This is a genomic window from Sphingopyxis sp. PAMC25046, assembly GCF_004795895.1.
Lineage (GTDB): Bacteria > Pseudomonadota > Alphaproteobacteria > Sphingomonadales > Sphingomonadaceae > Sphingopyxis.
In genome coordinates this window covers 4,337,931-4,356,353 of sequence record NZ_CP039250.1, presented here as the reverse complement: position 1 = coordinate 4,356,353, position 18,423 = coordinate 4,337,931, and the positions used below count along the sequence as shown (strand labels likewise).

At 67.4% G+C, this 18,423-nt stretch carries 20 protein-coding genes; 11 read left to right on the top strand and 9 right to left on the bottom strand.

The window, feature by feature from the left end; translation table 11 throughout:
- Positions 1–163 precede the first annotated feature (163 nt).
- From holA to E5675_RS20595, 4 genes are read right to left on the bottom strand one after another with little or no spacing between them, the layout of a single operon-like run.
- Positions 164–1,195, bottom strand: a complete 1,032-nt coding sequence (holA, locus tag E5675_RS20610; protein ID WP_136176147.1) for a DNA polymerase III subunit delta — start codon at positions 1,193–1,195, stop codon at positions 164–166.
- The gene (gene lptE, locus E5675_RS20605) at positions 1,192–1,749 is read right to left on the bottom strand and encodes an LPS assembly lipoprotein LptE (RefSeq protein ID WP_136176146.1); all 558 of its coding nucleotides are present in this window, start codon (positions 1,747–1,749) and stop codon (positions 1,192–1,194) included. The genes holA and lptE overlap by 4 nt, the downstream gene beginning before the upstream one ends.
- 1 nt (position 1,750) lies before the next feature.
- Entirely contained in the window at positions 1,751–4,342 is a 2,592-nt protein-coding gene (gene leuS, locus E5675_RS20600) for a leucine--tRNA ligase (RefSeq protein WP_136176145.1), read from the bottom strand.
- Between the two features lie 54 nt (positions 4,343–4,396).
- Positions 4,397–4,858: a DUF3576 domain-containing protein gene (locus E5675_RS20595; protein WP_247594712.1), complete on the bottom strand. Its 462-nt coding sequence runs from the start codon at positions 4,856–4,858 to the stop codon at positions 4,397–4,399.
- A 334-nt stretch (positions 4,859–5,192) separates the two neighbouring features.
- Here E5675_RS20595 and E5675_RS20590 point away from each other — a divergent pair, with 334 nt between their 5' ends.
- Positions 5,193–5,855, top strand: coding sequence for a hypothetical protein (locus E5675_RS20590; protein ID WP_247594711.1), 663 nt, complete (start codon positions 5,193–5,195; stop codon positions 5,853–5,855).
- Here the strand turns inward: E5675_RS20590 and E5675_RS20585 are convergent.
- Complete coding sequence (locus E5675_RS20585) at positions 5,828–6,454, bottom strand: thiamine phosphate synthase (protein ID WP_136176143.1); 627 nt, start codon at positions 6,452–6,454, stop codon at positions 5,828–5,830. The genes E5675_RS20590 and E5675_RS20585 overlap by 28 nt on opposite strands.
- A 57-nt stretch (positions 6,455–6,511) precedes the next feature.
- On the opposite strand from E5675_RS20585, the gene E5675_RS20580 reads away from it, so the two are divergent.
- Positions 6,512–7,174, top strand: a complete 663-nt coding sequence (locus E5675_RS20580; protein ID WP_136176142.1) for a YggS family pyridoxal phosphate-dependent enzyme — start codon at positions 6,512–6,514, stop codon at positions 7,172–7,174.
- Between the two features lie 145 nt (positions 7,175–7,319).
- On the opposite strand, the gene E5675_RS20575 is transcribed toward E5675_RS20580, so the two are convergent.
- A complete protein-coding gene (locus E5675_RS20575; protein ID WP_247594710.1) occupies positions 7,320–7,838 on the bottom strand; it encodes a DUF4402 domain-containing protein in 519 nt (172 codons plus the stop codon).
- An 89-nt stretch (positions 7,839–7,927) separates the two neighbouring features.
- Between E5675_RS20575 and E5675_RS20570 the strand changes: the two genes are divergently transcribed.
- The 5 genes from E5675_RS20570 (at position 7,928) to E5675_RS20550 (ending at position 13,571) form a co-directional block, all read left to right on the top strand.
- Positions 7,928–8,995 carry a type III polyketide synthase gene (locus E5675_RS20570; protein ID WP_210727575.1) on the top strand — a complete coding sequence of 356 codons (1,068 nt, stop codon included), beginning with the start codon at positions 7,928–7,930 and terminating at the stop codon, positions 8,993–8,995.
- Entirely contained in the window at positions 8,992–9,705 is a 714-nt protein-coding gene (locus tag E5675_RS20565) for a methyltransferase domain-containing protein (RefSeq protein WP_247594709.1), read from the top strand. The genes E5675_RS20570 and E5675_RS20565 overlap by 4 nt, the downstream gene beginning before the upstream one ends.
- Entirely contained in the window at positions 9,702–10,805 is a 1,104-nt protein-coding gene (locus tag E5675_RS20560; protein ID WP_210727574.1) for an FAD-dependent monooxygenase, read from the top strand. The genes E5675_RS20565 and E5675_RS20560 overlap by 4 nt, the downstream gene beginning before the upstream one ends.
- An 88-nt stretch (positions 10,806–10,893) precedes the next feature.
- Entirely contained in the window at positions 10,894–11,301 is a 408-nt protein-coding gene (msrB, locus tag E5675_RS20555) for a peptide-methionine (R)-S-oxide reductase MsrB (RefSeq protein WP_136176139.1), read from the top strand.
- A 146-nt stretch (positions 11,302–11,447) separates the two neighbouring features.
- Positions 11,448–13,571, top strand: a complete 2,124-nt coding sequence (locus E5675_RS20550) for a PBP1A family penicillin-binding protein (RefSeq protein WP_247594708.1) — start codon at positions 11,448–11,450, stop codon at positions 13,569–13,571.
- Between the two features lie 2 nt (positions 13,572–13,573).
- On the opposite strand, the gene E5675_RS20545 is transcribed toward E5675_RS20550, so the two are convergent.
- Genes E5675_RS20545 through E5675_RS20535 form a run of 3 tightly spaced genes read right to left on the bottom strand, consistent with a single transcriptional unit; the run spans position 13,574 to position 15,379 of the window.
- The gene (locus E5675_RS20545; RefSeq protein ID WP_247594707.1) at positions 13,574–14,305 is read right to left on the bottom strand and encodes a M48 family metallopeptidase; all 732 of its coding nucleotides are present in this window, start codon (positions 14,303–14,305) and stop codon (positions 13,574–13,576) included.
- Positions 14,286–14,735: a YcgN family cysteine cluster protein gene (locus E5675_RS20540; protein WP_136176601.1), complete on the bottom strand. Its 450-nt coding sequence runs from the start codon at positions 14,733–14,735 to the stop codon at positions 14,286–14,288. Before E5675_RS20540 ends, E5675_RS20545 begins: the two co-directional genes overlap by 20 nt.
- Complete coding sequence (locus E5675_RS20535) at positions 14,735–15,379, bottom strand: SCO family protein (protein ID WP_210727573.1); 645 nt, start codon at positions 15,377–15,379, stop codon at positions 14,735–14,737. Before E5675_RS20535 ends, E5675_RS20540 begins: the two co-directional genes overlap by 1 nt.
- Before the next feature lie 89 nt (positions 15,380–15,468).
- Between E5675_RS20535 and E5675_RS20530 the strand changes: the two genes are divergently transcribed.
- From E5675_RS20530 to E5675_RS20515, 4 genes are read left to right on the top strand one after another with little or no spacing between them, the layout of a single operon-like run.
- Positions 15,469–16,086 carry an ankyrin repeat domain-containing protein gene (locus tag E5675_RS20530; RefSeq protein WP_136176136.1) on the top strand — a complete coding sequence of 206 codons (618 nt, stop codon included), beginning with the start codon at positions 15,469–15,471 and terminating at the stop codon, positions 16,084–16,086.
- Between the two features lie 57 nt (positions 16,087–16,143).
- Positions 16,144–17,418 carry a 3,4-dihydroxy-2-butanone-4-phosphate synthase gene (gene ribB / locus E5675_RS20525; protein WP_136176135.1) on the top strand — a complete coding sequence of 425 codons (1,275 nt, stop codon included), beginning with the start codon at positions 16,144–16,146 and terminating at the stop codon, positions 17,416–17,418.
- Positions 17,418–17,843, top strand: coding sequence for a 6,7-dimethyl-8-ribityllumazine synthase (ribH, locus tag E5675_RS20520; protein ID WP_136176134.1), 426 nt, complete (start codon positions 17,418–17,420; stop codon positions 17,841–17,843). The genes ribB and ribH overlap by 1 nt, the downstream gene beginning before the upstream one ends.
- The gene (locus E5675_RS20515) at positions 17,836–18,411 is read left to right on the top strand and encodes a hypothetical protein (RefSeq protein ID WP_136176133.1); all 576 of its coding nucleotides are present in this window, start codon (positions 17,836–17,838) and stop codon (positions 18,409–18,411) included. The genes ribH and E5675_RS20515 overlap by 8 nt, the downstream gene beginning before the upstream one ends.
- Positions 18,412–18,423: the final 12 nt, after the last annotated feature.

Here is an 18,423-nt window from a genome sequence, read left to right as displayed (position 1 = left end):
AATAGACGATTGATTTTCCGAGCTTCGTTCCGGCCGTCGGCTTTCTGCGACCCACGGCTATTCGGCACGGGCGGGGGGCGATGGTTCCCACTGGAACCATTGTCGGGGCGGTGCGGCGCGTGAGCGCCGCGCCGCCTCTTCGCGCGGAGCAAGGCAGGCGCCGCTATCGCGCGCGCGCGGCCTGATGGGCAATATCGGTCATTAGCTTGCGGAACAGGACTGCGCCTGCGGTGCCCGACGCCTTGAGTGAGCGTTCGCAGTCGAGCAGGCGGCTCATCAGCCGCGCGATGCGCACCGAATCCCAGATATGAAGCTGCGCCGTCACCGCGTCGCGTTCCTTCCAGAAAATGCCGCTCGAGCGTGCCGAAACGACGGTCGCCGGATGCGCGCCGCCATCGACTTCGGCGCGCAGCCGCGCGAGTGCCAGCGCCCGGATCGCGAGCGCGCGGATGATGCGGATTTCGGCGACGCCGACCGCCGCCGCCTTGGCCAGCATTTCGGGCAGATCGCGCACCTTGCCGCCGAGCGCGACGTTGATGCACGCGCTGACATCCTCTTCGTGCGTCGCGGCGCCCAGCGCGGCGATGTCGGCGGGCGTGACCTGCCGCTGACGATCGGGGCCGGCGTCGAGATAGAGCGCGATCTTTTCGATCTCGCGCCGCATCAACGCCTGGTCGCCCGAAACAAGGTCGACGAGCAATTGCGCTTCGCTGTTGGCGATGCGGAGCCCTTGCTCCTGTGCCGCCGCCATCGCGATGCCGATGAGCGCGCGTCGGTCGGGCTGGTAACAGATCGCCGCGACGGCATTATCCGACCCCTCGACCAGCTTGACGAGCTTCGACTTCGCGGTGACCGAGGCGCCCGTCGCGACGACGGGGTTGATCGCGGTTTCGGCGGCGAGCAGCGCTTCGACCGCGGCGAGGCTGTCGTCGCCACTACCGGTCAGTTCGAGCTTGATGATGCGCGCGGGCGAAAAGAGTGACATCGATGCCGCTTCGGCGGCGAGCAGCGAGGGATCTTGCGACAGCTGGGATCCGGTCAGGTCGAGCCGCTCGGCCTCCTTGCCGGCAAGGCCGATGAGGCGCGCCGCGACGGCTTCCATCGTCGCTTCGTCGGGGCCGGTCAGGAGGGTGAAGCGGACCGCGGGGTCGAGGCGCGTCTGGCGTTCGAGGTCGGCGGGCTTGACGCTCTTCATTGCCCGGCGGGCGCGGATACGGTGGGCGCGAGCACCGCTCCCGGCTGACCGCCACCGCGGTTCGCATAGACCGCAAGGCGCGCGACGATCTGGTCGGCGACGCCCGAGGCGAGCCGTTCGAGCGCGGTCGATTCGGCGGCAATTGTTGCATATTCGCTGCCGACGACGTCGATCCCGGCATCCTGCGCGGCGGTCGCGTCGAGCAGCACTGCGCCCGATGCCGAATCGACGAGCTGATAGCGCGCACGAAGCGTCCGGCGTTCGCGCGTCACCGTATCGTCGGCGCGAACGCCGAAGCCGGTGATCGAATCCTCGAGCCGGACGTCGAGGCGGAGGCGCTTGCCCGCGCCCTCGCCGCCCTGCGTCGCCTGCAACCGGTCGCGAAGCGCGTTGCGGACGAGCCAGCCTTCATGTCCTTCGATCGGCGCGACATCGACGTCGGCGAGTATCTGCGCCACCGCCCCCTTGCTGCCGTTTGCATAAAGCGGACGCAGCCCGCACCCGCCGAGCATCAGCGAAGCGGCGACGAGCGAGGAGGTCAGGAGCGCGCGCATATCAGGGTACGATATTCACCAAACGGTCGGGCACCACAATCACCTTCTTAGGTTCGGCTCCCGCGAGCAGCTCGACGATGCGCGGACGCGCAAGCGCCGCCGCTTCGGTGGCGTCCTTGTCGAGGCCCTTGGCGATCGTCATCGTATCGCGGAGCTTACCCGCCATCTGGATCGCGATTGTCACCTCGTCATCGACGAGCAGTGCCGGATCGGCGGCGGGCCACGCGGCGTCGGCGATCATCGGCGTGGTGCGCTGGCTTGCCGGCAGCGCCGCCCACGCCTCTTCGGCGAGGTGCGGCATCATCGGTGCGACGAGCAAGATGAGCGTGCGGCACGCCTCGGCGCGCGTCGCCGAGGGCTTTGCCTTTTCGATCTCGTTCGCGAGCGCGTGGATCTTCGCCACCGCCTTGTTGAAACCAAGCGATTCGATATCGGCGGCGACGCCGGCGATCGCCTGATGCAGTTTGCGGGCGAGGCCCAAGTCCTCGCCGCCTTCGCCGGTATTTTCGGTGTCGCCGAACAGGCGCCACAGGCGCTGGACGAAGCGCCACGCGCCTTCGATACCCGCCTCGCTCCAAGGCAGGTCGCGCTCGGGCGGGCTGTCGGACAGCATGAACCAGCGCGCCGCGTCGGCGCCATATTGGTCGAGGATGGCATCGGGATCGACGACATTCTTCTTCGACTTCGACATCTTGGTCACGCGGCCGATGGTTATCGGGTCATTCGTACCGCGCGCAAACAAGCCTTCCGGTCGCTGTTCAACATCTTCCGGCGCAACCCAATAGGCTTGTTCCGTTTTCATTGTCGGATCGCTGTCGTCAGCGAACGGCCCATCGCTAGCCACTTTCCAAGCCTGATAGGTCTCGTGCGTCACCATGCCCTGCGTGAACAGGCTGGAGAACGGTTCCTTGATGTCGATCATCCCCAGCTTGTTCAGCGCACGCGTCCAGAAGCGCGCATAGAGCAGGTGGAGGATCGCATGCTCGATGCCGCCGATATACTGGTCGACGGGCAGCCAGCGGCGGATGACGTCGGGATCGAACGGCTTGTCCGACGGCGCTGACGCGAAGCGCAGGAAATACCAGCTCGAATCGACGAAAGTGTCGAGCGTGTCTGTCTCGCGCACCGCTTCGCCGCCACAGGTCGGGCACGCGACATGCTTCCAGGTCGGATGGCGATCGAGCGGATTGCCGGGGACCGAGAAATCGGCGTCCTCGGGGAGCACGACCGGGAGCTGGCTCTTCGGCACCGGCACCATGCCGCACGCGGCGCAATGGATGAAGGGGATCGGAGTGCCCCAATAGCGCTGGCGCGAGACACCCCAGTCGCGCAGGCGCCAAACCGTCGTGCCCTTGCCCCAGCCCGCATGCTCGGCGCGGGCGATAACGGCCGCCTTGGCCTCGTCGATCGTCATCCCGTCAAGGAAGTGGCTGTTCACGAGGCGGCCGGGTCCGGTGTAGGCCTCGTCACCGGTGAAATGCTGCGCGACCTCGTCGCCGTCCGCGATCACGCGATAGACGGGAAGCTCATATTTATGCGCGAAGTCGAGGTCGCGCTGGTCGTGCGCCGGACAGCCGAAGATAGCGCCCGTGCCATAATCCATCAGCACATAGTTCACGACCCAGACCGGCAGATGCCAATCGGGGTCGAGCGGATGCTCGACCGAAATGCCGGTGTCGAAGCCCATCTTCTCGGCGGTATCGAGCTGTTCGGCGGCGGTGCCCCGACGGCGGCATTCCTCGATGAAGGCAGCAAGCTCGGGCGAGTCCTTTGCGAGGCGTTCGGCCAGCGGATGGTCGGGCGAAATCGCAGCGAAGCTAGCGCCATAGAGCGTGTCGGGACGCGTCGTGAAGACGTCGAATCCCGGCGCGCCGCCGGCGAGCTTGAACGAAAACTCCAGCCCCTGCGACTTGCCGATCCAGTTTTCCTGCATCAGCCGCACCTTGTCGGGCCAGCTTTCGAGGCTGCCGAGCCCTTCGAGCAGTTCGTCGGCGAAGTCGGTGATCTTGAGGAACCACTGCGACAATTTCTTCTTCTCGACGAGCGCGCCCGAGCGCCAGCCGCGGCCGTCGATCACCTGCTCGTTCGCGAGCACAGTCATGTCGACGGGGTCCCAGTTGACGTAGCTTTCCTTGCGCGTGACGAGGCCGTGCGCGAACAGGTCGAGGAACAGCGACTGCTCCTGCCCGTAATAATCGGGTTCGCACGTCGCGAGTTCGCGACTCCAGTCGATCGCGAGGCCGAGGCGCTTCAGCTGCGCGCGCATCGACGCGATATTGTCGCGCGTCCATCCCCCCGGATGCACGCCCTTTTCCATCGCGGCATTTTCGGCGGGCATGCCGAACGCGTCCCAGCCCATCGGGTGGAGCACATCGTGCCCGGTCATCCGTTTGAAGCGCGCGAGCACGTCGCCCATCGCATAGTTGCGGACATGCCCCATGTGGATGCGCCCCGACGGATAGGGGAACATCTCGAGGATGTAAGCCTTCGGCTTGTCGCCGCTGTCGGTCGTGGCAAAGCTGTTCGCCGCCTCCCACGCCTTTTGCCAGCGGGCATCGGCGGCGAGGGCGCCAAAGCGCGTTTCGCGGGTCATGTCTTCGGTTACCCCGTTAGTATCTATGGGCAGGCACGCGTCCGTGCTGCCGGATTAGTCCCTGATGGCGCTGCGGCGCAGGTCGCGGGCGCGGGTGAGGATGATTTCCTCAAGCTTTTGCACGGTGGCCGCCTGCACCGGCGCGTCGACCCAGGCACCGCCCTGCGACACCTGCCGCGACGCTGCGACGCGCAGCGCGTCGGCGCGCAGGTCCTGGTCGAGGATCGACACAGTGACCTTCATTCGCTCGCCCGGGTTCGACGGATTCGCGTACCAGTCGGTGATCACGACGCCGCCCGCGCTGTCGGCTTGGAGCAAGGGCATGAACGACAGCGCGTCGAGCGAGGCGCGCCACAAATAGCTGTTCACGCCGATCGTCGTCACCTGGCTGGCGGCGAGGTCGGCGCGCGGCCGGTCCTTGTTCGCGCACGCCGAAAGGCCGAGCGCCGCAAGTCCGAACAGCGCGAGCGTGGCCGGGCGGCGACCGATCGTGGCAAGGGCAGAAAGCTGGGGCATGCCGATAACACCTTATCTTTTTTGGAGCCCGCCCGAATAAAAGAAAATCGGCCGCGCATAACGGAATTGCCAGCGTCTCTATCGCCCTTGCCGTCACCCTGCAAGCGCGGCAATTCCGGCCATGCCGCCGTTCAGATTCTGGTCAGATTCAAAGCGCACTGTGACGATCGCGCAACAATTTTGGCAAAAAGCAGAATCGTTGCAAAGATTTGGCGGGATTCGCTGGTATTATCAGGCCGGCAGTCCTATTTGACGAGTCGATTGGGGTTGGAGTCGCAGAGCAATGGCGCGGACGTCGCGACATTTTTGGAAAGCAGGTCTCACCGCTTTGGCGGTGGCTTCGCTTGCGCTGCCGCCGGCCCTCGCCGCGATGTCGAACGCCGACCGAATTCGTGACACCGCGCTTTCGGAAACGCTGCTGGGCCAGTTCACTCCGGCGTCGGGCGACGAAAGGCTGATCGCGCGCTATAACAAGATGTCGGCCGAGCAGCGCGGCAATTTCAGCTTCACGCCAGCCCTGACCGACCGGGATCGCAAGAATCGCGCGATCACCGTCGTGATTCGCGCTCGCGACGATGCGTCGAGCGCCGCGCGCACTTCGGCGCTGGCGGCGGGCCGCACCGCGCCGGTCGCGATCGCCCCGGTCAAATATAATCTGGGCGCGTCGGTCGGCTTCGAAAAATTCGTCACGCCGTCGCTGCCGCGCGGCACCGATCTCCGCAACCTGCCGGTCGCCAAGGCGCCCGAACAGGAAGAGAAAAAGTCACGCTTCGCCACGCGTATGGTGAACCGCCCAAGCGACCCGAGCGGGGCAACCGATCGCGTCACTGCTCCCGGCGAGGCGTCCGCCGTCGATGTCGTCAGCAGCTATCGTCTGACCAAGAATATCGATGTCACCGCCGGCGTCCGGTACCGCAGCGACGACCGCGTCGAACCGCTCACCGATTCGCGCCGCGACAGCCAGGCGGTCTATGTCGGAACGGCGTTCCGCTTCTGACGCGTCCGGCGTTTCGCCGCCTTTTCATCCCAGGCATCGATCGCAGCCCAGCCGTGCGCGCTTCCGCTCGCCAGCTTTAGCTGGCGAGCCCGCGCCTCGGTCATCCCGCCGAGCGCGATCGGTGCCGCCGCCGACTGGCGCGCCAGCCGCAGCCAGGCCGCCCGGCCGAGTGCTGAGCCCTTGGGATGCGAGCGGGTGGGATAGAGCGGCGATATGAAGACGGCGTCGGCCCCCGACCGCCGCGCCCGGCGCGCCTCGGCGACATCATGGACCGGCATCGTGACCAGAAGCCCGAGCCTGAGCGCCCGCGGCGCCCGATCGGCGTCGCGCTGACGCAGGTGGACGCCATCGGCACCCCAGCGCCGCGCCATATCGGGCGATCCTGCAAGCAGGACGATGAGCCCGCGCGCCCGCGCCGTGCGCATCAGCCGCCTGAACAGGCGCCAGCGCCGCCTGGACGCCAGCCCGTCGTGCCGGAATATGATACCACTGCCGGGCGGCAACAGCGCGGCGAGCGCGGCAGGGCCAGTCCGCGCCCGCTCGTCGCTGAACAGCCAGAGCTCAGGAAATCGGGGAGGCGGGGGGTGGCGCGGGCGCATCGCGCTTTCTATAGGCGCGTCGCGAGCGCACGCAACGCGCGGGATGAAAGCGAGACGATGAGCGAAGCAGCAGACCGGCTGGCCGAAGTGCAGGGACATATCGACGACGCGGCGAAACGCGCGCAGCGGGAGGCCTCCGAAATCTGCCTGATCGCGGTATCGAAGACGCACGACGCACAGGCGATCCGCCCGCTGATCGCGGCGGGTCAGCGTCATTTCGGCGAGAACCGGGTGCAGGAAGCCGCTGCCAAATGGCCCGAACTGCGCGCCGAAACGCCCGGCATCATGTTGCACCTGATCGGTCAGCTGCAATCGAACAAGGCCGAAGAAGCGGTGGCGCTGTTCGATGCGATCCACTCGGTCGACCGCTCGTCGCTGGTGCAGGCGCTCGCCAAGGCGTGCGCCAAGGCGGGCCGGCAGCCGCAACTGTTCGTGCAGGTCAATATCGGCGACGAAGAGCAAAAGGGCGGCTGCGGCGTCGCTGGCCTGCCAAGACTGCTTGCCGAAGCGAAAGACGCGGGGCTGACGATTGACGGCCTGATGGCGATCCCGCCCGCCGATATCGAGCCTGCGCCTTTCTTCGCGCTGCTCGACGAACTCGCCGAACGCCACGCCCTGCCGCTGCGTTCGATGGGAATGAGCGGCGATTATGAGAGTGCGGTGATGCTGGGCGCGACACATGTGCGCGTCGGCAGGGCGCTGTTCGGCGAGCGGGGTTGAGAGTCTGCCAGTGGCCGGCTGCGGACCGTCCTGCATCGCCACCCGGGGGCCATGACGTCAGTGCCACAGTGGATTCCGGATCAAGTCCGGGATGACGAAGGAGAGGAAGCGGAGGTCCGCTTCCCACCCCAAAACAGCCCTTCGCTTATTGATACTCCACCGTCACCGGAATCCGCCCGCGATAATCGCCGTCGTCGAGCGCCGCGACCTTCAGCCGGCCGCCGAAACGAAATTGCAGCCGGCCGTCGGGCCCGAGACGCGGCGTCGCCGAAAGGTCCGTGACGAGACCGGTGACGCGCGCGGTGCGGCCATAGCCGCCCTCCAGGTCGATGCTCGCCGGCAGGGTCACGCGCACCTCGGCGCCCGGCGCGCCGCGCACGGCCACGACGCCGGTCAGCGCGAAGCCGCCCAGATCGACGACGTCACCGCGCACCCGGCGTGCGCCCGACACCGGGTCGACCTCGACCTCGCCGCCCATCGCGCCGACGGCGACGCGGCCCATATCGAGTCGGGTTTCGACCTCGACGTGCAGCGGCGTTTCGGTCGCGCGAGTTGCGGCGGCACCCGACTTGTCCTGCGCGCAGAGCATGCACGGCGCTGCCGCGACGGGCGCGCCGCCAAGGGTCAAGGCGAGGCCGAGGAAAAGACAGTGTTTCACGCCCATTCAAATAGCCCGGCCATGGTTAATCCGCAGTAAAGTGGGCCGGGCGCTAATCGCTGGTCTGTCCTCCGCTTTTCGGCCACACCTGCGCAATGATCATCTCTCCGCCCCCTCGGCTGAACGCCCTCGCCACCGCGGTTCCGGGGCATGATATCCATCAGGCCTTTATCGACTGGGCGGCGCCGCGGCTCAGCGACGAGCGCGTGCGCGCGCTTTTTACGCGGATGGCGGCGCGATCGGGGATCGATCATCGCTGGTCGGTGCTACCGCCCACGCCCGCTGGCGGGTCGCCCGTCGCGGCGGGCGGCTTCTACGACGTTCCCGGATTGCCGCCGACATCGGTTCGCATGGCCGCCTATGCGGAGCATGCGCCGGCCCTCGCGATGCAGGCGATCGCGGGATTGGGCGACGCGCTCGATCCGGCGCGCGTCACGCATCTGGTCGTCGCGAGTTGCACCGGTTTCGTCGCGCCCGGCATCGACCAGATCCTTGCGCGACGGCTGGGGCTGAGCGCCGCGGTCGAGCGCGTGCTGATCGGTTTCATGGGCTGTTACGCCGGGATCACTGCGCTGCGCATGGCGCGGCATATCGTGCGGTCGGAGCCGGGCGCGGTCGTTCTGGTCGTGAGCGTCGAATTGTCGACACTTCACCTCAGCCTCGCCGACGCGCCCGAGCCGCTGCTCGCGATGCTCCAATTCAGCGACGGCGCCGCAGCGGGAATCGTCTCGGCGGCGGCGGGTGGTATCGAACTCGGCGAAGGCCGCAGCCTCGCGCTCGACGACAGCGAAGAGCTGATCCGCTGGGACATCGGCGACCGGGGATTCGAAATGACGCTGTCGGGCGAGGTGCCGGGGCGACTGCGCGAAACCTTGGCCGACCCGCAGGTCCAGAGCGAATTGTTCGGCGACGACGGCGCGCCGCCGCTACTCGCGGTCCACGCCGGCGGCCGCTCGGTGCTCGACGCGGTCGAACATGCGATCGCCGTTCCGGCGGAAGCACTCACCGACAGCCGCGCGGTGCTCGCGCGGTTCGGCAATATGTCGTCGGCGACGATCCTTTTCGTACTCGCCGACATGATGGCGCGCGGGGCGAGCGGTGAGGGCATTGCGATCGCCTTCGGCCCCGGTCTCGCCGCCGAGGCGATCCGGTTCCGCGCATGAACCCCTTCGCCAGCCTCCGGGTGCCGATCGCGCGCGAGGAGGAAATGGACGCCGCCGAACTGCCGCCTGATCACTATGCAAAAGTGCTTGCCGACCTGTCACGGATCAACGCGCTGACGCTCGCGCCGCGGCCGACACTGGGGTTTCTCGACCGGGTCGAGGCGCGTGGTATTGGCGACCGCCCTTGGCGTATTCTCGACGTTGGCTTCGGCGCGGGCGACATGCTCGCGCGGATCGCGCGCTGGGGCGAACGCCGTGGCGTCGCGCTCGATCTCGCCGGCGTCGACCTCAACCCGAAGAGCGAGGCCGTTGCCAGCGTGCGACTTGGTGGCCGCGCGCGGCTTGTCACCGGCGACTATCGCGATCTGGCGGGGCGGGGGTGGGACATCATCCTGTCGAGCCTTGTCAGCCACCATATGACGCCGGGGCAGCGCACCGAATTCCTGCGCTTCATGGAAGCCGAGGCGGCGCGCGGCTGGCTGGTCAACGACCTGCATCGCCAGCGGCTGCCCTTTGCCGGCTATCCTCTGCTCGCCGCGCTGGCGTTGGTCGATCCGATCGTGCGGCGCGACGGACAATTGTCGGTCGGGCGCAGCTTTCGCCGCGCCGAATGGTTGGCAATGCTCGCGGAGGCGTTGCCCGATGCGGCGGGCGAATGCCGCATCTTCCGCAGCTTTCCGTATCGCCTCTGTGTCGAGCGCATCCGGTGACCGCGCCCGATGCGATCATCGTCGGCGCCGGGCCTGCAGGGTCGGCGGCGGCGATCGGACTGGCGCGCGGTGGCGACAATATCCTGCTGCTCGACCGTGCGCGCGAAACGGGCGATGCGCTGTGCGGCGGTTTTCTGAGCTGGCAGACATTGGCGCGGCTCGAGATGCTCGGGATCGACCGGGCGTCGCTCGGTGGGCAATCGGTCCGTTTTGTGCGCCTGTTCGCGGGCGAGCGGCGAAGCGAAACCATGCTGCCCGGCGAAGCCATGGGGGTGTCGCGCCGTCGGCTCGACAGCCTATTGCAAGCGGCTGCGGTCGCCGCAGGCGCGGACCTCGAACGCGGCGTTCACGCGACCGCGATCGACGAGGGCGCGGTGCAAACGCGGGACGGCGCGACGCTGGCGGCGCGCTCGATCTTCCTCGCGACCGGCAAGCACGGTTTTCGCGGTTTCCCGCGCGAGCCCGCTGGATGGCAGCGCGGCGATCCCGTCATCGGGCTGCGGCTGCGCTTGCCCGCGCATCCCGCGCTCGCCCGGCTGGTCGGCAATGCGGTCGAGCTGCACCTGTTCGATCGCGGCTATGCCGGGCTGGTGCGGCAGGAGGACGGCAGCGGCAATCTGTGCCTGGCGGTGCATAAATCGCGGCTCGACGAAGCGAACAGCGATCCGGCCGCCCTGCTCCTCTCGCTGGGCAACGCGCTTCCGCGCCTAGGAGAGCGGCTGGCGCACGCCGACTGGTCGCGGGCCGTCGACGCGATCGGCCATGTACCCTATGGCTGGCGAACCGCCGAGAGCGCGCCCGGCCTGTTTCGCCTCGGCGATCAGGCGGGGGTGATTCCCAGCCTCGCGGGCGAAGGAATGGGGCTCGCCCTCGCCAGCGCCGATGCCGCGGTGGCGGCGTGGCGTCACGGCGGCGGCGATGCCGCGCCGGTATTCCAGCGAAGCCTCGCTGCGGCGATGACGCGCCCGTTCGCGCTCGCAAACCTCGTCTGGCGGCTCGGCGAAAACCCGCGCACGGCGGGAGGCATGACGCGCGCGGCGTCACTTTTTCCTTCGCTGGCGCGAATGGTCTCGCACGCGACGCGCATCGACTCGCGCTGACCGCTCACCCCTTGCGGTCGCGCGGCGCGTCACCGATATTATGGATAACATCGATGGCCGGACACAGCCCATCCAAAGGATCTTCTCCATGACCGACCCGAAAACCGAAAAGACGCTCGACCCCATGGCGCATCATGTGCTGCGCGAAAGCGGCACCGAACGCGCGTTCACCGGCAAATATACCGACCACAAGGGCGACGGTGTCTATCATTGCGCCGGGTGCGGCGCGCCGCTCTTCGATAGCCGGACCAAATATGACAGCGGGTCGGGCTGGCCGAGCTATACCGCGCCCGCCGAGGGTTCCGCGGTGAGCGAACATCGCGACGCCAGCCACGGCATGGTCCGCACCGAAGTGCGCTGCGCGAAATGCGAAGGCCACCTCGGCCATGTCTTCCCCGACGGCCCCGGACCGGAGGGTCTGCGCTATTGCATCAACAGCGCGGCGCTTGACTTCGCGGACCGCGGGCAGGATGAGGCGTCAACCGGCGAAGGCTGATACGCCCTCGCTACTGACGCATCAGGGGCGACGCGAGGGAAGGAATACGGGCTTTGCGCCGCGAAAGACAGCAAGCTTCGTCGAATAAATCGTCATCGTCCAGCAAGCGCAGCGGCACGTCCCGTGGTGGTCCGCCGCGCTGGCGCGTGTGGTTGCGCCGCGCCCTTCGCTGGGGCCTCGGCCTCGCGGTCGTCGGCCTCGTCGCGCTCGGCGTCGCGGTCGGCATCGCGGTGCAGCGGATGCCGAGCTTCGAGGAACTCAAGAAATCGCCGGCGGGGCAGACGATCCGCGTCCGCGCCGCTGATGGCACGGTCTTTCTGTCGCTCGGGCCCAATTACGGCCGCTGGCTGACCCTCAGGGAAACGCCGCAGGTGATGCAGGATGCGATGGTCGCGGTCGAGGATCGGCGCTTTCGTTATCATCCCGGCGTCGATCCCGTGGGAATGGCGCGCGCGGCGGTGTTCGCGGCGCAAAATTACGGCACAGGCCGGCGGATGCAGGGCGCATCGACGATCACGCAGCAGCTCGCGCGCAACATCTTCCTGTCGAACAGCTATACTTGGGCGCGCAAGATGCGCGAGATGGTCCTGTCGCTCGCGCTCGAATGGAAATTCTCGAAGGACGAGATTCTCGAACTCTATCTCAACAAGGTCTATTTCGGCGGCGGCAGCTATGGCATCGATGCCGCTTCGAACAGCTTCTTCGGTCATAGCGCGACCGAAATGTCGCTGTCGGAGGCCGCCGTCGTCGCGGGGCTCGTCAAGGCGCCGTCGCGCTATTCGCCGACCGCCGATGCGCAAGCGGCGCTCGGGCGCGCCGGTGTCGTGCTCGACGTCATGGTCGACGCGGGGGTCATCACCCAGGCGCAGGCCGACGCCGCCGAGCCCGCCAACGTTCAGCTCGCGAAGGAAACTGGACAGAATAGCGCCCGCTATTTTACCGACTGGGCGCTGCCGCAGCTCGACATGCTGATCGACGAAGGCAGCGAAGCACTCGACGTCTATACGACGATCGACCTCGGCATGCAGCGCGCGGCGACCGCGGCGATCCAGGCCGACACGCCCGCCGGGGTGCAGGGCGCGCTGGTCTCGCTCGACCGCGACGGCGCGGTGCGCGCGATGGTCGGCGGCCGCGATTATGTCGCGTCGAACTACAACCGCGCGACGCAGGCGCTGCGCCAGCCGGGGTCGGCGTGGAAATTGTTCGTCTATATGGCGGCGCTCGAGGCGGGGTATAAGGTCAATGATCCGGTCGTCGACGAGCCTGTCACGATCAACGGCTGGAGCCCACGCAACTCGTCGGGCCGTTTCGCGGGCACCATGGACCTGCGCAGCGCCTTCGCTTACTCGGTCAACACCGTCGCGGCGAAGCTCGGCGACGAAGTCGGATTTTCGGCGGTCGCGAACATGGCGCGACGCTTCGGCATCACCACGCCCGTCAACACCCACCCCTCGATGGTGCTCGGCAGCGCCGAGGTCCGCGTGATCGACATGACCGCCGCCTTTGCCGCCGTCTCGCGCGGCGGCGTGTCGGTGCAGCCCTATGGCATCACCAAAGTGACGACGGCGGGCGGCGAACTTCTTTACCAGCGCCCTGCCGAGCGCGGGAATACACTCGTCGATCATTGGGTCGCGGCCGGGATTACCGATCTTTTGCAGACCGCAGTCAACACCGGCACCGGCCGGGCGGCGCAGATCGGGCGTCCCGTCGCGGGCAAGACCGGCACGACGTCGAGCAACAAGGACGGATGGTTCCTAGGCTTTTCGAGCGGGATCACCACCGGCGTGTGGATGGGTCGCGACGATGCCAAGCCCGTCGGCGGGCTGCAGGGCGGGCGCGCGCCCGCCCGCGCCTTCGCCGACTATATGCGCGTCGCGGTCGCGCGGCGCCCGGTCGAGCAGTTCGACACCGAAGTCGTGCTACCCGAATGGCAGCTCGAGGACGAAGGCGAAGCCTATATGGGCGAGCCCGGCGAAGACGGGTTCGTCGACGAGAATGGCATGCCGATCGAGCTGCCCTATGACAGCCGGCCGCCCGAAATGACGGGGCCGATGCCGCCGCCGGTCGACGAAGGACCGGTACTAGACCAGCAATGGATCGAGGAACAGACGGGGCGGCGCCCGCCCGCGGACAACAGTGCAGCGCCCCCGAATGGCGCGGCGCCGAAAAACGGCGGCCAGCCCAGATTGATCACGGTGCCGAAGACCGTGCCGCCGCCGACGGCGGCGCGGCCGACGCAACAGCGCCCGCCGTCGGAGCCTTCCGACTAAGCTCAGGCCGTGAAGCGATAACGGTGGAGCCCGCGACCTTCGCGGCGCAGCCAGCCGCGCGCCGCCGCGACGTCGCCGTCGTGCAGTTCGTCGACGAGCGCGTGGAACGCCGCTCCATGGTCCATATGGCGAAGATGCGCGACCTCGTGCGCGACGGTCGCGCGCCGGACATGGTCGGGCGCCATCACCAGCCGCCAGCTGTAGCGAAGGTCGCCGTCATGGGTGCAGCTGCCCCAGCGGCTGCGTGGATCGCCGACCCCAACGCGGCCCACCGCGAGCCCTGCCGCAGCAGCGATCTCGCGGCTCTCGCGCTCCATCAGGTCGAGCGCCTGTACCTTGAGCCAGCGTTCGATGCGCCGCCCGAGTGTCTCGAGCGGACCGCCGACGTGCAGCCGGTCACCATCGAGGCGGATCGCGCGCGGCGCGGCCGGCGCCCAGTCGACATGGCGCTCGATGCCGCGAAAGGGCAGCGCAGCGCCCGGCCCGACGACGATCGGCACCGCCGCCTTGCCGAGCTGTTCGGTGAGCCATGCCTGCTGCTCGCTCGCCCATTTGAGTGCCGCCCGCTCGCTGGCGCGGCGCGGCACGGTCAGCCGCAGCTCGCCGCGCGCGCCGTCGAAGACGAGGCGGTAGCGGCGCGATTGCGCATGGCAGACGACGCGTACCGGCCAGGCTTCATCGCCGACCTGGATGTGCGGCCGGTCGGCCGACCGATCAAACGACGCGTTCGACAAGATGATTCTCGAGCGGCCCCGCGACATCCTCGCCGACCGTCCAGCCGATGATCGACTGGCCCGCGCGGTGCACCGCCTCGCGATCGCCGCAGACGAGATAATGCCAGTCGGGCAAGGGTTCGCCCTCGGCGCGCAGTCGATAGGCGCAGCTCTGCGGCAGCCATTCAAGGTCGTCGACCTTTGCCTTGGTCAATGTCAGGCAATCGGGAACATGACGGCGGCGGTGCTTGTAATCGCTGCAGCGCGCGGTGGTAAGGTCGAGCAGGCGGCACGCGACATTGGTGGGATAGATGCGGCCGGTGTCCTCGTCTTCCAGCTTGTGCAGGCAGCATTTGCCGCAGCCATCGCACAGCGCTTCCCATTGCCCGGCGTCGAGACTGGCGAGCGGCGCTTCCCAGAAGGGGCGCTCCGATGTCGCCCCGGCCGCCATCACTTCACCCACTTCGCCAGCTCGGCGGCGACCTTGCCCGGCGCACCCTCGTCGACGTCGGTCGACGGGTCATCGAGCGGCAGCAGCGCGAGCGGCTTGCCGTCGGGATCCATCAGAAAGGCGAGCTGGCTGTGCGCCATCAGATAGCGGTCGGGCGCCGAGCCCGGCACCTTGTTATAGGTGACGACATAGGCCTTGGCAGCCGCGGCGATCTGTTCGGGGGTGCCTGTCAGGCCGAGCAGGCGGGGATGATAGCGCGCGACGAAGGGCTTCAAGGCCTCGGGCGTGTCGCGTTCGGGATCGACGGTGATGAAGAGCGGCGCTACCTTGGCGCCGCGTGCCGCGTCGGTCTTTTCGAACTGCGACAGGCCGCGCATCAGCTTTTGCAGGTCGACCGGGCAGATGTCGGGGCAAAAGCTGTAGCCGAAATAGACGAGGCGATATTGGCCGGCGAAATCGCTGTCGCGCACCGTTTTGCCATTCTGGTCGGTCAGCGTGAAGGCGCCGCCGATCCGCGCGCCCTCGAGCGGCGGCTTGGCAGGCGTACTCTCACCCGAACCATTGCATCCCGCGAGCGCGACGCCGAAAGCGAGGATCAGGCTTGCACGGACGAGCCTTTGTCCCATATTTGCGATATTCATCATGTGGCCAGCCTTGGTCGGCTAGCTTGCGAAAATCAACCATTGTCGTCGCCGTACGCGGCGGACAAATTGCCCCAGGGGGTCGCCCGATCATGTTTCGACGCGCGGAATTCCGCCTCGCCTCTTGCCTGTTGCTGCTGCTCGCGGTTGCGGGTCTCGCCCTCCCCGCGCAGGCGCAGTTCCGCGGTGGCTATGCCTTTCTGCAGGCGGTCGAGAACCGCGACGGGACCAAGGCGACCGAGGCGCTGAAGGATGACCCCTCGTTCGTCAACACGCGCAACCCCGACACGGGTGAAACGGCGCTGATCATCGTCGCCAAGCGGCGCGATATCAGCTGGCTGCGCTTCCTGCTCGCCAAGGGCGCCGATCCGTCGATCGGCGATCGTCAGGAAGTGACCCCCCTGATGCACACCGCGCTGATCAACTTCACCGACGGCGCTGAAGAGCTGCTCGACCGCAAGGCCCCCGTCGACCAGGCTAACCGGCGCGGCGAAACCGCGCTGATCCTTGCGGTGCAGGCGCGGAATGTCGCGATGGTCCGGTTGCTCGTGAAGCGCGGCGCCAATCCCGACAAGACCGACCATATCGCAGGCATGTCGGCACGCGACTATGCCAAGCGCAACGATCGTAGCGGAAGGATTCTCGCGCTGCTCGAAGCCAAGGCCGATACGCCGGAGCGCGAGTTCGGGCCGACCTTCGGACCGCAATGATCATTACAATGTGATAGATTTATTGACAGTCACATTATGATGTGAGACACGATGATCATGTCCACAATGCTCATCGATCGTATCCGCGCCATCGTCGACGACGGGGCCATGTCCCGCTCGGGTCTCGCTCGCGCCGCGGGTCTCCACGCCAACAGCCTGCGCGACCTCGACTCGCCCGGTTGGAACCCCACCGCCGAAACGCTGCGCAAGCTCGAAAACTGGCTCGCGAACGGCAGCGATCTGTCGCCGATGGCGAGCCCCGAGGAGATCATCGCCGAGGCGCGCAATGGGCGCATGTTCATCCTCGTCGACGATGAGGATCGCGAGAATGAGGGCGACCTCGTCATCCCCGCGCAGATGGCGACTCCCGACGCGATCAACTTCATGGTCACCCACGGCCGGGGCCTCGTCTGCCTGACGCTGACGAAGGCGCGCGTCGACACGCTCGGGCTCGAACTGATGAGCCGCAACAACGGCACGCGGCACGAAACCGCCTTCACGACGTCGATCGAGGCGCGCGAAGGGGTGACGACGGGTATTTCGGCGGGCGACCGCGCGCGCACTGTTGCCGTGGCCATCGACTCGGGCAAGACCCGCGACGACATCGTGACGCCGGGCCATATTTTTCCGCTGATCGCGCGCGACGGCGGCGTGCTCGTGCGCGCCGGCCATACCGAGGCGTCGGTCGACATCGCGCGGCTCGCGGGGCTCAACCCCTCGGGCGTGATCTGCGAGATCATGAACGACGACGGCACGATGGCGCGGCTCGACGACCTCATCCCCTTCGCGCGGCGCCACGGGCTCAAGATCGGCACGATCGCCGACCTCATCGCCTATCGCAACCGCAGCGACCGGCTGGTCGAATGCGTGTCCGACGATCCGTTCGAATCGGACTATGGCGGCGACTGGCGCCTCAAATCCTATCGCAACAAGATCGACGGCAGCGTCAATCTGGTGCTGCAGAAGGGGCCGGTCGATCCTGAAGGCGTGACGCTCGTGCGGATGCACGCCGTTTCGCTCTTCGACGACATCATGGGCCGCCCGGGTCCCAAGAAGCGCCGCCTCCAGCGGTCGATGGACGCGATCGGCGAAGCCGGCGCAGGGGTGATCGTGATGCTGATGCGCCCGCTGCCCGGCTCGGCCGATGCCGACGCGCTGCCGCCGCCGACCGGCGGCATGGACCTGCGCACCTATGGCATCGGCGCGCAGATCCTTGCCGACCTTGGCGTCCACGCGATGGAATTGCTCACCCCCACCCACAGCAATATCGTCGGCCTCGAAGGCTATGGCCTGTCGGTTGTCGGCGAACGCCCGATTCCCGGAGAAGCCTGATGGCACATGTTCTGATCGTTGAAGCCCGTTTCTATTCGCACCTCAACGACATGCTGCTCGACGGCGTGCGGAGCGCGCTCGAGGGCGAGGGGCATAGCCACGAAACGGTGACGGTCCCGGGCGCGCTCGAAGTGCCTGCGGCGATCTCGCTCGCCGCCGACAGCGGACGTTACGACGCCTATGTCGCGTTGGGCGTCGTGATTCGCGGCGAAACCTATCATTTCGAGGTGGTGTCGAACGAAAGCGCGCGCGGCATCATGGCGCTGACGCTCGACGGGCTCGCGATCGGCAACGGCATCCTGACCGTCGAAGATGAGGAACAGGCGCTTGCGCGCGCCGACAAGACGCGCAAGGATAAGGGCGGTGAAGCGGCGAAGGCCGCGCTCGCCATGCTCGCGCTCAAGGAACAATTCGGTATTGGTTGACCGCCCGCCCCCCAGCCGTTTTTCGGTCGTCGAGCGCGGCGGGCGGCTGGTGGTGATCGACCGCGAAACCGGGCAGATCCCGCCGACCGCGGCCGAGCGGATGGATGCGCATGATCGCCGCATGGGGGTCGAACCCCTTCGCCCCGCGGCGCAGGCTGCCGGCCCCGAGGCGATCCTCGAGCTTGCCAAAGCCGCTCCGGCGCCGCAGCGCGCCGCGATAAACCGCAAGCAGCCATGGGGCCGGCAGGCGAGGGGGAAGGGACCCGCCCGCATCCCGCAACGCCCGCAGTCTCAACCGCAAGCGAGCGACCGGAAGACGATCGTCACGGCGAAATGGTGGGATGCAAAGGGGCCGCGCACAATCGAACTGGGCCCGAACGGGCAGTCCGAACTGACCGGCCGCTTTATGGCCCTGTTCTTCGGCGTGGTGATCGCGGCGATCGTCATCGCCTTTATTGCGCCGCTGCTCTTGTTCGTCGCCGCGTTCCTGCTGTTCCGCTTCGGCGGCAATTTTCTCGGGCCGATCGGCGCCGCTATCGTCGACAAGGCGCTCGCCGAAAAGCGATGATCCGGACGGCAG